We start from the raw sequence: 13,915 nt of genomic DNA, 5'->3' as shown, positions 1-13,915 counted from the left end.
CCTGATGCCCCCCTAATGCTTGCCGATCACATGAATGACGTCATTGGTGTAGATATGAACGCCGCCTGTATCGGCCAGGGCAATATTCATCATTGCCCGCGCTACCGTGGCGGCCGGAATAGCCCGAAACTTCGCAGCCTTGCCGATCATGGCGAAATCCAGCGCCTTCATCAGCACAGCCGCGGCGCGTTCACCCAGCCTGAATTCTGCCCGGTCACCCAGCAGCAACGAAGGCCGGAACAGATGCAGGCCATGGAATCCGGCAGCAATCAGGCCCTCCTCCGTCCGCCCCTTGATGCGGCTATAGAAGGTGTGCGATTTGGCACTGGCTCCCATTGAAGACACGGCCAGGAACTGCTTCACGTTATGCTCTTTGGCCAGGGCCGCAGCGGCAAGCGGATACTCCAGATCTACCCGTTCGAACTGCTCCTGCGAGCCCGCCTGCTTAATCGTCGTTCCCAGGCAGCAGAATACTGCATATACACCGGCGAATTGCTCGCTGTATTGCTCAAGCCGGTCCCAATCCACTTGAATCTGTCTCAGCTTGGGATGCTCTAGCGCAAGCGGACGGCGGACCAGTACACGGACCTCGTCCCAATTCCCGCCCAGCAGGTCCCGGGTCAGCGCACTGCCGACCAGCCCTGTAGCTCCCAGTACCAGTGCAATTCTTGTCACCGAAATAGCCTCCTTAGTATTCCTCCTTATTCATCCCGCAGAATACGGCGGCCCAGCAGCAGTGCCAGCAGAATCATCAGCACGCCTACCACTAACTGCATGCCATAGATCTGCATCCACTGGGGCCATTCCTTAATCCATTCATAGATACGGCCTCCCAGCAGCGGGCCGAAGAAGGCCGCCAGACCGGTGAGCGCCGCATACATCGCCATATACATCGGCCGTTCGCGCTTCGGCGTATCTCCAATAATGAAGTTGAAGGCAAGCTGGTTGAAACCGCCCACACCCACACCGAATACAATATGGGCTGCGAATAATACCGGAAGCATCGGCAGCACGGACAAGAGTCCCCAGATCAGGGAAGAGACCGCGATAATCGGCAGCGTCCAGAGCAGCAGCTTCTTGTTGCTGTGCCTGGCATTCAGGTTGCCCCAGACATAGAAACTGGCCATCATGAAGACCGTCTGCGCGACATTCAGCAGAGACAGCTTCTCATAATTGATATTCAGCAGCTGCAGCATGACATAGGAATACAGCGGAACGGTCAGGTTCTGCAGCAGCAGCCAAGCAGACAGGAACAGCGTGGATTTCATAAACAGCTTGTCCTGAAGCGGCTTCTTGAGCATCGGCAGGAAGGCCTTCTCTTCAGATTTTTCAAACGGCACATCCGGGTAGAAGAAGAACACCACGATGTTCGAGATGGAGAAAACCCACACTACAATATACAGGATAAGGAACCCGTGTCCGCCCGGATAACGGTCAAGGATAATACCGCCTCCGTACATCACCAGGCTTCCCAGCGCGTTAAGGAACGTATTACGAATGCCGAAATAACGGCCCCGGACCCTTGCAGGCACCAGGTCACTGATGACCGAGTTCCACAGCACACCGCCTGCAGTGTTGGCAATGAAGGCAATCGTGTAAAGAACGATGAAGGCGGTAACCCAATGCTCTTGCGGAAAAACAAACGGAACCAGGCCCGTAGATCCCCACAACAGCCGGTGTAAGCCAATAAAAGTCACGAGCGCCCACTTGCGGCTCGGCAGCCTCTGGATCAGGAAGGCCACACCAATCTGTGCGACGTTCACCAATGTAGTAAGCGCCAGGACAAATCCGATCTGACTGGAGCTGGCACCCAGGTATAACAAAAAGCCTGTAAGAAATTGGCCTTGCAGCAGCACCTGGAATATGGTGGACGGTATCCCCTCAAAGGTAGCGATCTGCAGATTCTTGCGGTGTACGGAGGCCTTGCGCAAATCCTTGGAACGGTTCCGCAGCGGCCGGTTTCTCATGATGTTCATGGGGTGTTGACTCTCCTTTGATGCGGCTTTTGCTTCATTCTACTCAGCACCAGGTTCCTGTCAATACACCGAAATCACAAATAAAGTTGGAGCTGCGGGGATTATACGGACGCGCCTGAATGCAGTGGTAAATGTAAGGAGAATATACTGCCCTGGCCTTCGCGGCTATGCAGGGTAATGAAGCCGCCCAGGAGCCTGGCCAGATCATTACTGATAGATAGGCCCAGCCCCGTACCGCCATACTTGCGGCTGACATTGAGATCCGCCTGTTCAAAGGCCTCGAAGATCAGATCATGCTTCTCCGGGGGAATGCCGATTCCGGTATCCTGCACCTCAAAGGCAATCCACTTCTGTGCAGCAGCCCCCTCCTGACGTTCCACTACACGGATATTCATAGTGACCCCGCCAGTCATTGTGAACTTGAACGCATTCGAGAGCAGATTGCGCAGAATCTGCTGCACCCGCTGGGGGTCCGTGTAGATTACCGCAGGCACCTCCTCGTCCAGAGCCACACTGAAGGTTAGCTGCTTCTGTCTGGCTAAGACGCCGAACTGCTGGACGAGCAGATCAGGGACCTCGCTGGTATTTAAATCCTCTATAATAATATCCAGCTTCCCTGCCTCTACCTTGGACAGATCGAGAATATCATTGATGAGCGACAGGAGATCCTCCCCGGAGCGGTGAATGATCCCCCCATATTCAGCAAGCTCCTCCGCACTCAGGGATTCATCGCCTTCTTCAATCATCTGAGACAGGTTGATAATGCTGTTCAGCGGGGTTCTTAATTCATGGGACATATTCGCCAGGAATTCTGATTTGAACTGTGAGGCGAGCATGAGCTGCTTGGCTCTTTCCTCGAGCACAATTTTATTCTTATGCAGCTCCTCCGTCTGCTCGGACAACAGCTTATTCGCTCTAATGATCTGTCCGGTACGCATCAGGTCCAGATGGAAATCGCGGATAATCAGCGCGAACAGAGCACTGAGGACAAGGCCTGCGGGAAAGGTAACCGGCAGAATCTTCGTTATGTAATCATGTGTGGGAATGACCCCAAATACGGCAATATTCAGCACATTCACTACATTGACTACCAGAATAGTAGCAATCCCCTTATAAATCACCGACGAAGACGAACGCTTCATCCATACGCTTAGAGCGGCACAGACAAAGCCCAGGATAGTCAGATTCAGCACGCCTACCAGCGCTGCCTCATTCACTCCAAAGGTCAGGCGCGTAAGCCCGGTTGCGATTCCGATGATAATCAGGACCAAGGGCTGGGGGTAAGCCAGTGTAGAAATGATCAGCGGTACATACCGCAGGTCAAAAATGACATGCTCATGCAGTCTGTAGCCGAAAAAGGTGCTGATCCACCCTGCGAAGACCGCGAGCAGCACCCAGCTTACTCTTTTTACAGGCTCGGATGCGTGGGTTACAGTGTACTTGTATATTAGATTCGCTAGATACGACAGAGTGATTAGTAAAGCTGTATTCACAAAAAAGATTTTGACATATTCCATGGCTTCACTCCTGCAGCGAAAATAAGTTCACAATAATATTTATAGTATCATACTGGAGGAATGAAAAACATGAAGCGTGAGGGCTATTGCATATGTATATGTATGAGAGTGAAGGCTTCGACATGTCCGGGAGACGGCAAAAAAGCGCAAATCAGATACGATTTGCGCTCTTCTAGTGCCCTTCTTATCGTTAACTGCTGATTAGCTGCGGTGGGAGGACTCCCATTTATGGTACTCCGCTTCGGCTTCATCCTTGGAATGGCCGTAACGCTCCTGCAGCTTGCCTACCAGCTTGTCTTTTTCACCGTCGATGATATCCAGATCGTCATCTGTCAGCTTGCCCCATTGTTTCTTTGCTTCACCTTTAATCTGTAGCCATTTGCCTTTGATCACATTGTTATCCACTACAAGCTCATCTCCTTAGTTGTCTATTTAATGTCTGGCGAAAGCTTATAATTGCTTGTGAACTATTACCCCTATGACTTTTCACTGAATCTCCGAGCTGTGCCGGGGCTTCTCTTCCTCCGGGATGAAACCTTGCAGAAATACTCAACTTTTGTCACATAAAAGTCTTTTAAAAAAGCTATTCAAATATCTTAAAATTTGATATACTTCAGAAGTAAATTTATTTATGATTTAAGTGATTATTTTCACATGATAGTTCTACAGCTTGTGCTAAAATGCCATCGAACAAGAAACGATATGATTAAATTTTTTCTTATTGCATGCCGATATATGTCGTATGCCTGCTACAAAAAGGGACTTAAGACCGAGTTGAACGTGACATTTATCATTTATAAAGTGATTTTTATCACTTCCACTGCTATTAAAATGTTTTACATTTTAATATATATATTTTAAACTATTTTCTTGGAGGTCATATCAAAATGAAAAAAGCTTCTGTAATCTTGTCGAGCGCTCTGGTATTGGGTACTTTACTCGCAGGTTGTGGCAACAGCAACAAAGCAGAGAACGCTGCTGCAACAACAGCACCTGTAGCAACTGCTACTGCCGCAACTGAAGCAACTACTGCACCTGCAGCCGAAACAGGCAAGTACCAGGACGGAACCTACTACGGTACAGTGGATGCCGATCCAGAGACTGGCTGGCAGACCTTCACACAACTGACTGTAGAAGGCGGCAAAATCACCAAAGCTGACTGGAATGCTTTCAATGTTAAAAAAGCGGGCGACTTGAAGAAAAAAGTATCCGAAGATGGCAACTATGGTCTGGTTAAAATCGGCGGTGCGAAGTCCGAATGGCATGAACAGGCTGCTCTTACTGAAGCCTACCTGATTGAAAAACAAGATCCTGCTGCTCTCACTGTAAATGCTGAAGGCAAAACAGATGCAATCTCCGGTGTATCCGTACACGTTAGTGATTTCGTTGGCGCGGCTCAGGCTGCACTTGCTGCCGGCCCTGCACAAGCAGGCCCATACAAAGATGGCGGATATACTGCTGAAGGCGAAATGGATGCTAAATCCGGCTGGAAGTCCACTGTTGCTCTGTCTGTTGCTAACGGCAACGTTGTAGCTGTTAATTTCAGCGGTGTGAATGCTGCAGGCGACGATAAGAAACAATATTCTGTAGACGGCAAATACGGCATGAAAGCCGGCGGCGCTGCTGCTGAATGGCATGAAGAAATCGCCCTTGCCGAGAAATACTACCTTGAGAACAAAGGCACAGCTCCTGCCCTGGATGCTGAAGGTAAAACAGACGCAATTTCCGGCGTATCCATCCACGTTGGTGAATATTTCACACTTGCACAAAAAGCACTTGAAGGCGCGAAATAACTATTCGCTACCCTTTTGCAGCTAATCAGATGAATGAGGTGAGTTTCTCTTGAAGAAAATAGTCATTTTGGGCGGCGGCTACGGCGGCGTACTCACGGCTAAGAAACTGGCAAAGAAATTTAAGAACGACAAAGATGTAGAAATCAAACTGATCGACCGAAATCCATACCACACTCTTTTGACTGAGCTGCATGAGGTTTCTGCGAATCGCGCACCTGAGGATTCGATCAAAATTGACTTGAAGAAAATCTTTGCCGGCCTGAAGGTAGATGTTGTTCTGGATGAAATCAGCAACATTGATTTCAAGAACAAGAAGCTGAAGTCCGACAAAGCCACCTATGCTTATGATTATCTGGTTATCGGCACAGGAAGCAAGCCAACCTTCTTCGGAATCCCTGGAGCAGAAGAGAACACCTTCTCCTTCTGGTCCTACGATGATGCAGTTGTCTTGAAGCGTCAGATCCGCGACATGTACACCAAAGCTGCGAAGGAAAAGAACCCGGCTACCCGCCGCGCAATGCTGACCTTCGTAATCATCGGTGCCGGCTTTACCGGCGTTGAGCTTGTAGGTGAAATGGCCGAGCAGCGCGAGGAGCTCTGTAAGGAATTCTTCATTGATCCATCCGAAGTTAGATTGGTCGTGGCTGATATGGCTCCGAAGATTCTGCCTATCCTGCCGGAGAAGCTGATTCAGAAAGCCGAAGCCCGTCTGCGCAAGCTGAAGGTAGAAATTGTTACCGGCGCCAAAATCACCGAAGTTGGCACAGGCTCTGTTGCCCTCGGCGAGAAGAACATCGTGGATGCACAGACAATCGTCTGGACAGCCGGTGTTGAAGGCTCCGAAATCGTCGGCAACCTTGATGTTCAACAGCAAGGCCGCAAACGTATTGTTACGAATGAACACCTCGAGAGTGTTGACCATAAGAACGTATACGTTGTAGGGGATAACATCTTCTTCATCCCTGAAGGCGAAGAACGTCCAGTTCCACAAATGGTTGAGAATGCTGAACAAGCAGCTCCGGTTATCGCAGGCAACATCACTGCCGATATCAAGGGTACGCCTAAAAAAGCATACAAACCAGGCTTCCATGGCACCATGGTTTCGATCGGCAGCCGCTACGGTGTAGCGAACGTGGGTCTTCCGGGCAAGTTCTTCATGCTGACCGGCTTCATGGCTATGTTGTCCAAACATTTCATCAATATGTTCTATCTGTCCCAGGTTGTGGGTTTCAACAAGGTCTGGACTTACATGATGCACGAGTTCTTCCATGTTGAGAACCGCAAGAGCTTCGTCGGCGGCTACTTCTCCAAGCGTTCGCCGAACTTCTGGCTCGTTCCGCTCCGTATGCTCCTCGGGGGAATGTGGTTATATGAAGGTATAGAGAAGATCCGCAAAATCTGGGTTGATCCGAATAAGATTTTCCTGATTCCTGCTGCTCCTTATGCCGACGCCACTTCAGCTGCCAGTGTAGCTGTTGATGCAGTCAAAACTACCGTAGATGCCCAATCTGCCGCTTCCGCAGTATCCACTGCCAAAGAAGCTGTATCGGCTCTTCCGGTTCCAGGCTTCATCTATGATATCTCTAACTGGTTCATGGATCTTATGTTCTATAACCCGGACGGTTCTTACACCTTCTTGGCCAAATGGTTCCAAATCGGTATGGTATGTGCCGAAATCGTGTTCGGTGTAATGCTGATCGTTGGTCTGTTCACAGCTATCTCTGCTCTGGCCACGATAGGTATGGCGGTTATGATCTGGACCACCAAGATGGCAGCAACAGAAATGCTCTGGTATGTTGGCGCAGCGATTGCCTGCATCGGCGGTTCCGGCAGCGTGTTCGGCCTGGATTACTATGTTCTTCCTTGGCTCAAGAAGCAGTGGAAGAGGATTCCTCTCGTCCGGCGCTGGTATCTGTATACCGACTGATGAACCGGGTAACCGGTAGTTAAGAACTACATTCATTTATAACAGCGGCGTATGCACAGGCTGCGCTGCTGCAAGCTGAATAGGATATTCTTAAGAGTAATGTGTCCCTAGGACACATTACTCTCCTTGTTTAACAAGGTGAAAGTACAATTATGTGTGCATCTTCAACAAAATGGTTTTGTAGGGATAATCAGGGATTTGGTTCCATCCAGCAAAACCGACAAGAAGGAGAGAAGCTTGTGAACCAAAAAATCACCCAAGATACATTCCGGCTGCTTCAGGCTGAAATGTCGAAGATCGCCGGAATTCAGTTGTCTCTCTCTCCGGCAGAATGCGAGCATATGCTCTCGGTACTGGAACGCCATGATCTGGAACATGACCGCAAAATCCATTTGCTAGGCATTTATACCATTCTTACCGTGGCTGCACAGCGCCATAAGGAATGTGTCCCACATCATCCTGACCTGACCCGCAACATTTTGGATGGAGATTACTTGTACAGCTTCTACCTGCAGTTTGCAGTGAAATGCCGGGAGCTGGATCTGGTGGCCTATATGGCCCCTTCCATCAAAAAAATGCAGATCGAACGTTCAAATGGAGAGTTCACGGAACACAATCCGGCCCGGGAGCTGGGTGATTTCCTCATTCAGGAGCGCAGACAACGAAGCCGTACCAGCAAAGCCATTTGACAGGTGGGAACACGAACGATGAAGCTGCATGAAGCCTTGAATATTGATCTGAATGAAATTAACCGTGAAATTAAGAATCTGGTGACCCATGATAAGGATGTTCCCAAAAAGTCTCAGCTGGCGCAGAGCATTCTCGAACTGACCGGCTCCGGCGGGAAACGCCTCCGTCCGCTGATGGTCATTGTCGGCAGCCGGTTTGGTCTGAGACCTGAAGGACGGCGAACCCTGCAATTATCCGCTGCGGCTGAATTTATCCATGTGGCCTCATTGATTCATGACGATATTATTGATAACGCCGAGCTGCGGCGGGGCGAGCCTGCGCTGCATATCAAGACCGGTATTCTATCCGCTGTTCATATCGGTAATTATATGTCTGCCCGCATTATTGAATTGCTCAGCAAGTACACCGGGGATAAGGACCGTTATGTTCACGATCTATCCTCTGTCGCCACGGCCCAGTTATGTCTTGGGGAATACCAGCAGTTAGAGCATGCCTTCGATTATAATCTTACGCTGGAGCAATATCTGGAGAAGTCCCGTAACAAAACCGCGCTGCTGATGGCAACCTGTCTGCGGGTAGGCGCACTATCAGCGGAGAGCAGTGCTGAGACAGCTCAGCTTCTCTATGATTTCGGCGAAGCGCTGGGGATGTCATTCCAGATTCAGGATGATATCCTGGACTTCACGCAATCCGCAGATGTACTCGGCAAGCCGGCTGGCAGCGATCTTCGCCACGGCCAGGTTACCCTTCCGGTGCTCTTCGCCTTACAGGATGCTGAGCTTGCCCCTGCCATCCGCAGAATAGGCCCTGGCTCTTCTCCTGCGGACATCGAGCAGGTCTTGGAACTGGTAAAGGGCAGTGATGCCCTGGCCCGCTCAGAGGCCGTCAGCCAGGACTACCTGGCCCGGGCTGCTGCTATTGTGGAGCAGCTCTCCAGCTTCCCGGCGCATGACGACCTGAAGACCCTGCTGCAGTACTTCGCCGGGCGTGACCGCTGAGCCCGCCTTACCCGCCAGCGCTTTATGTGTAATTATTTGCCAATCAAGAGCCTTTAATCAGGCTCTTTTTTGTTGCCTTGGCGGGTTCAAGGGATGGACCCATTGGAATCTAATGCTGATGATTGTACTTTGTACAATAGATTCCACCAATTCTTAAGCTCAAACGCGTTCTGTTGTATTTCGTACAATTGATTTCAGAAAAAGTGCCCATTTCACATCCATTGAGCAAATTCTACTGTACAAAGTGCAACAGATGCGATTTCAAGACTAATTTCACCGGATTCTATTGTACGGAGTGCAATTGCAATGTCAATGATTACTGCCGCTTCGCTAAACAAGTGAACGCAGCGAAGCGAACGTGAACGTGTTTAGCTTCAGGGATGTTACAGGGTTCGGGCTTTGGGGTTTGTCTCGGTCTCGGTCTCGTCTGCCCAAAAAAGAAAAGCGCGAAGCTCTAAGCTTTTCGCGCTTTTTTGCTGCCCCCTGCTGGGTAGGCCTGTTGTCTTTTTGAAGTTAATCTTGCCTGGGGAGGTTAGGACGGAACGGAGAGGAATTTTGGAACTGGAGGAGCGGAGCGTTCGCCTTTAACTTCAGATTCCTACCGCAGCCAGCGGTTATAATCAGGGAATCCGAAGTTAACAGCGACCGGAAGTCCAAATATTCCGCGCAGTGCAGCGCCCCAACCTCCAGCGCACCCGACGCGCCGCCCCCACCCCCACCTCTAATTAACGTAAAAATAATCAATCAGCGTACACAGTAATATCACCATACTGATCACCTGATTCAAATTATAAGAAGCCACCTTCATCAGCTTACGGTTAGCAGGCTTGATGATCTTGTGCTCCGTCATGAGCAGCAGCGTAGCGACGCCGATGCCGACCAGATACATCCAGCCGAGATCACGCCAGAGGTACAGGAATAGCAGCAGCATAACCATAATGAAATGCAGCCCCTTGGAGATCCACAGCGCATTCTCCAGGCCGAAGAAGCTCGGTATGGACCATAAGCCGTTCTTCCGGTCGAACTCAATGTCCTGGGTCCCGTAGATGATATCAAACCCGGCAATCCAGAGCATTACCACAGTTCCGATCACGAATGGCGTGAAAGCGATATTCCCGGTAACCGCAAACCAGGCACCAATCGGCGCCGAAGCAATCACGAAGCCCAGATATAGATGACTGAGGAAGGTGAAGCGCTTCGTATAGGAATAGGATGAGATCAGTACAATGGCTACCGGGGACAGCACCAGACAGAGCAGGTTCAGCATCCCGGAGGCCACAATGAACAAGACATAGTTGATGATAATGAACAGAATGACTTCTTTCTCGGCGAGCAGGCGCTGCGGCAGATGCCGGTGGGCGGTACGCGGATTGTTGCCATCGAAGGTGCGGTCCACCAGACGATTAAATGCATTCGCCCCGTTGCGTGCCCCAATCAGCGCGATCAGTCCCCATAACATCATATGGCCGGAAGGCCAGCCGCCCGCCGCCCACACCATCGAGATGATGGCAAAAGGCAGGGAGAACAGCGTATGGGAGAACATCACCAGCTCGCTGAACATTTTCATTTTTAGTGCCGTATGTTTAAAAGCATTAATGATAACCATAATGTTAGGCCTCTTTCTCAGTGGATCGCTTGCAGCACTTCATGGAGTGCATCCAGCAGGGCATCGATATTCCCGGAAGTGACAACAAGCGGCGGCTGGAAGGCGAGGACGTTGCGGCCTATGCCGTTTTTGCCGATCAGGTATCCGCGGTCCTTCAACTCTTCCAGCACATAGTCTGTCACAGCAGCGGCATCCTCAGTCTCCGTACCGGCCAGCTCGGCCCCCAGCATAAGTCCGCTGCCCCGTACATCGGTAATCAACGCAGGGTAACGCTCCTGAAGATCAAGCAAGCCTTGCTTCAGCTGCCCGCCGAGCTCAGCCGCACGTTCCGCCAGCCGCTCATCACGGATGTAGTCCAGCACCGCTAGTGCCGTAGCCGCAGAGACCGGGTTCCCTCCGAATGTCGAGGCGGAAGGCTTGTTCAGCGATGCCGCAATCTCATCCGTCGTGGAAAAGGCAGCGATGGGCACACCGTTCCCCAGCGCCTTAGCCATGCTGATAATGTCCGGCACAACGCCGAAATGCTCCATCGCAAACATAGCTCCCGTCCGGCCGTAGCCGGTCTGGATTTCGTCGTCAATCAGCAGTACACCGTACTGCTCAAGCAGCGCCTTCACCTCACGGAAGTAAGACAGCGCAGGCATGACAATCCCGCCATTTCCCTGAATCGGCTCCACGATCATAGCAGCGATGGTGTCTCCCTGGGCAGCGAGTACCTCCTTCAGATTCTGGATGGACTGCACCGCCGCTTCCTCCAGCGTCAATTCCGGATGATACGGGCGCTTAATGAACGTCACATCCTCATCGAGGTAGGCATCGGTCCGCCACATTTGCAGTCCGGTCACACTCATAGTGAGGTTGGTCCGGCCATGCAGGCCGGCATCCAGAGCGATGAAGCCTTTGCGGCCGGTATGCATCCGCGCCAGCAGCAGCGCCCCTTCATTCGCCTCTGAGCCGCTATTGACGAAGAATGTCCGGCGCAGCGCGCCCGGCAGCACTTCTTCAAGGCGTTCCGCCAAGTCTACATTCGGCTGGGTCAGATAGATCGGCGAGGTGTGCTGCAATTGCTGCAGTTGTGCTATCGTACGGGAAGTAATAGCCGGATTACAGTGGCCGCAGGCAACCACAGAGACTCCCGCGAAGAAGTCGGTGTATTCCTTGCCGTTCTCATCGTAGACATACTGCATGCTTCCACGTACCAATTGCGGGGCATCCCGGTAAAAATGTGCGGTGCACGGGTAGAAATACTGCTTTCTTTTGGCAGCTACCGCTTCTCTTCCAATGATAACGCTCTGTTCCATGAGATTCCCCTCGCTTTCGATAGCTGATGATTTAACAATGATGGCTAAGCAGGCTAGTGCCACATCAGGCACACCTGTCTATTAGTTTGTGAAAAAAGGTACTTATAATCGCGCCATATTCCCTTATTATACTCGCAATAGCGTTATTTTAAAATTGAATTATTAGCATTAGTTAAACTGCAGTGAACCGAGGGTGTACCCCGCATATACCGGCTTCAATCCGCCCAGCAGATCATCCTCCGGCTTCGTTCCATCCATCGCAGCCTGATAAGCAGCAATAATAGTGCGCAGCTCCTCTATACTGTATGTCTGGCCTTCAATGCGGAAGCTGGCAATCCCCAGGCCGTTCATTTCACCCAGCATTGGGAGATAACATAACTCCTTGGCGAACAACAGATGGCAGCGGCCATATTGGTCACGGTAGACCGGGTTCTCGCCCTTGTCGGTCTTGAGCACCAGCACTTCATTGCGGACATACTGGTTGTCTTCTTCCCCAATCGGCTCCATCACCTCTGTATTCTCGAACAGATCATGCTCCATATACATCAGCGCAGGCGTTCCGTGAACCACAACCTCCAGCGACAGGTCGCTGTGCGAGGTGAAGGTGGCGAAGTGCTCCAGCGTCATCTCCGGCGAAACAGTCAGCTTCGTAAGGCCCAGTCCGGCATACAGTCCGGCAGACAGATGGTTGTAGACATTCAGATTGGCATCGCCCATCATCGGATAACCGGTCCCACGGTAACGGCGGATCGCTCCCAGGTTCGTAATGATCAGTCCGTCAATCGGCAGCCGTTCCCCGTTTAGCAGATGATCATACTGGTCGAAATGCAGCTCATTCATCATCCGCGGCAGGCCGAGATATAGCTTGGTATGACCTTTTACTGCTCCAAGGTCCTTAATATCCTGCTTCGTAAAAGGACGGTCCGGCTCAAACACATCGCCCGGCAGATACAAGCTGTCCACTCCCATCTCCAGTACGAGACGCGCCTGCTCCATATTATTCACACGCACTGCCAGCTCAGGATTGTTAAGGGTACTGCGTCTGTCTTCAGCCATTCGCCCGCGCAGCTCCATCACTCGCTCGGCAGACAGTTCACGCTCGGCAGTCGGCGTACTGAACACTTTGCCGGTGCTGTAGAACTTGCCAGTTCCCTCATAACGGCGGTTGATATTCGACAGTCCCGGTTTGCCAAAAGCATACGCCGTGGAGAAATCGCGCTTGCGGTTGTTATGCAGGTCCTTGGAATCCTGGGTCCGGTCGAAGCCCAGCGGATCATCGATATAACGGTCAATCGCATCGCCATAGCTGTTGGACAGCATCACCATGAAGTCTTTGTCGCGCATACGGCCTTCGATTTTGAAGGAAGTAATGCCGGATTCAATCAGCTCCGGAAGATGCTCATACATGAACATATCCTTCACCGCCAGCGGATATTCCGCAGGGAAGACATAGCCGTCACGTTTGATCCGGTAATCCCAGCGGCAAGGCTTCATACATTTGCCCCGGTTGCTGCTCATCCCAAACACCTGGGAGCTGAAATAACAGTTCGCCCCGTGGACAGAGCACATATCCCCATGGATGAAATACTCCAGCTCCATGCCGCTCTGGCGTCCCAGCAGCTTGGCGGTCTGCAGATCCATCTCCCGCGAGGTAACGACCCGGCTGACGCCCAGCTCCTTCAGCGCATGGATCATCTCCAGATTATGCACATTCATCATGACGGACGCGTGAACCGGCAGATTCAGCCCCATCTCGCGGATCAATTCCAGCACAGCCATATCCTGCACGATCAGCGCGTCCGGGCGGGCCGTGTCCAGGAAGCGCAGGTACGCTCTGGCCTCTTCCACATCCTCTTCGCTGAACAGATTGTTTACCGTGATATATACTTTTTTGTCCATCGTATGAGCGATATTCAGGGCTTCGATAATCTCTTCATGACTCAAGTTGTAGCCCTTGCGCATCATTCTCATGTTCAGCACCGGACCGCCGAAATACACCGCATCGCACTTCGATTCAATGACAGCCTTGAAGATCTCGAAGGTTCCCGCAGGTGCCAATAACTCTACTTCTTTACCATTAAAATAACGTGCCATTTCCGTATCCCCC

11 protein-coding genes are annotated in these 13,915 nt (G+C 51.3%); 4 read left to right on the top strand and 7 right to left on the bottom strand.

Translation table 11 applies throughout. The features are described from left to right. Nucleotides 1–12: 12 nt before the first annotated feature. From ACFSX3_RS32065 to ACFSX3_RS32050, 4 genes are all read right to left on the bottom strand, one after another. Nucleotides 13–675: an oxidoreductase gene (locus tag ACFSX3_RS32065; protein ID WP_209994582.1), complete on the bottom strand. Its 663-nt coding sequence runs from the start codon at nucleotides 673–675 to the stop codon at nucleotides 13–15. Between the two features lie 26 nt (nucleotides 676–701). After that, on the bottom strand, nucleotides 702–1,976 hold the full coding sequence (locus ACFSX3_RS32060; RefSeq protein ID WP_209994584.1) for an MFS transporter: 1,275 nt from the start codon (nucleotides 1,974–1,976) through the stop codon (nucleotides 702–704). A gap of 101 nt (nucleotides 1,977–2,077) precedes the next feature. After that, nucleotides 2,078–3,493 (bottom strand): ATP-binding protein, encoded by a 1,416-nt coding sequence (locus ACFSX3_RS32055; protein ID WP_209994586.1) that lies wholly within the window; start codon nucleotides 3,491–3,493, stop codon nucleotides 2,078–2,080. Between the two features lie 201 nt (nucleotides 3,494–3,694). Continuing rightward, the gene (locus ACFSX3_RS32050; RefSeq protein WP_036695255.1) at nucleotides 3,695–3,898 is read right to left on the bottom strand and encodes a CsbD family protein; all 204 of its coding nucleotides are present in this window, start codon (nucleotides 3,896–3,898) and stop codon (nucleotides 3,695–3,697) included. Nucleotides 3,899–4,380: 482 nt separating this feature from the next. Between ACFSX3_RS32050 and ACFSX3_RS32045 the strand changes: the two genes are divergently transcribed. From ACFSX3_RS32045 to ACFSX3_RS32030, 4 genes are all read left to right on the top strand, one after another. After that, the gene (locus ACFSX3_RS32045; RefSeq protein ID WP_209994588.1) at nucleotides 4,381–5,286 is read left to right on the top strand and encodes an FMN-binding protein; all 906 of its coding nucleotides are present in this window, start codon (nucleotides 4,381–4,383) and stop codon (nucleotides 5,284–5,286) included. A 49-nt stretch (nucleotides 5,287–5,335) separates the two neighbouring features. Continuing rightward, a complete protein-coding gene (locus ACFSX3_RS32040; RefSeq protein WP_209994590.1) occupies nucleotides 5,336–7,213 on the top strand; it encodes an FAD-dependent oxidoreductase in 1,878 nt (625 codons plus the stop codon). A 239-nt stretch (nucleotides 7,214–7,452) separates the two neighbouring features. Next, entirely contained in the window at nucleotides 7,453–7,902 is a 450-nt protein-coding gene (locus tag ACFSX3_RS32035; protein ID WP_209994592.1) for a hypothetical protein, read from the top strand. An 18-nt stretch (nucleotides 7,903–7,920) separates the two neighbouring features. After that, nucleotides 7,921–8,901 carry a polyprenyl synthetase family protein gene (locus tag ACFSX3_RS32030; protein WP_209994593.1) on the top strand — a complete coding sequence of 327 codons (981 nt, stop codon included), beginning with the start codon at nucleotides 7,921–7,923 and terminating at the stop codon, nucleotides 8,899–8,901. A gap of 721 nt (nucleotides 8,902–9,622) precedes the next feature. Here the strand turns inward: ACFSX3_RS32030 and ACFSX3_RS32025 are convergent. The 3 genes from ACFSX3_RS32025 to ACFSX3_RS32015 all read right to left on the bottom strand — a co-directional run bounded on the left by ACFSX3_RS32025 (nucleotide 9,623) and on the right by ACFSX3_RS32015 (nucleotide 13,902). Next, the gene (locus tag ACFSX3_RS32025; protein WP_209994594.1) at nucleotides 9,623–10,507 is read right to left on the bottom strand and encodes a UbiA-like polyprenyltransferase; all 885 of its coding nucleotides are present in this window, start codon (nucleotides 10,505–10,507) and stop codon (nucleotides 9,623–9,625) included. Nucleotides 10,508–10,524: 17 nt separating this feature from the next. Then, nucleotides 10,525–11,808 carry an aspartate aminotransferase family protein gene (locus ACFSX3_RS32020; protein ID WP_209994595.1) on the bottom strand — a complete coding sequence of 428 codons (1,284 nt, stop codon included), beginning with the start codon at nucleotides 11,806–11,808 and terminating at the stop codon, nucleotides 10,525–10,527. 168 nt (nucleotides 11,809–11,976) lie between these two features. Continuing rightward, on the bottom strand, nucleotides 11,977–13,902 hold the full coding sequence (locus ACFSX3_RS32015) for a peptidase U32 family protein (RefSeq protein ID WP_209994596.1): 1,926 nt from the start codon (nucleotides 13,900–13,902) through the stop codon (nucleotides 11,977–11,979). Nucleotides 13,903–13,915: the final 13 nt, after the last annotated feature.

It is taken from the genome of Paenibacillus rhizoplanae (genome assembly GCF_042684125.1).
In the GTDB taxonomy this organism is placed as follows: Bacteria; Bacillota; Bacilli; order Paenibacillales; family Paenibacillaceae; genus Paenibacillus_AQ; species Paenibacillus_AQ rhizoplanae.
The sequence above is the reverse complement of the archived record's forward strand: the minus strand, read 5'-3'. Positions and strand labels throughout refer to the sequence as shown.

Coding starts and splice junctions, on each gene's coding strand:
- ACFSX3_RS32015 (WP_209994596.1), bottom strand. CDS start 13,902: ATGGCACGTTATTTTAATGGTAAAGAAGTAGAGTTATTGGCACCTGCG.
- ACFSX3_RS32055 (WP_209994586.1), bottom strand. CDS start 3,493: ATGGAATATGTCAAAATCTTTTTTGTGAATACAGCTTTACTAATCACT.
- ACFSX3_RS32045 (WP_209994588.1), top strand. CDS start 4,381: ATGAAAAAAGCTTCTGTAATCTTGTCGAGCGCTCTGGTATTGGGTACT.
- ACFSX3_RS32030 (WP_209994593.1), top strand. CDS start 7,921: ATGAAGCTGCATGAAGCCTTGAATATTGATCTGAATGAAATTAACCGT.
- ACFSX3_RS32025 (WP_209994594.1), bottom strand. CDS start 10,507: ATGGTTATCATTAATGCTTTTAAACATACGGCACTAAAAATGAAAATG.
- ACFSX3_RS32020 (WP_209994595.1), bottom strand. CDS start 11,808: ATGGAACAGAGCGTTATCATTGGAAGAGAAGCGGTAGCTGCCAAAAGA.
- ACFSX3_RS32060 (WP_209994584.1), bottom strand. CDS start 1,976: ATGAACATCATGAGAAACCGGCCGCTGCGGAACCGTTCCAAGGATTTG.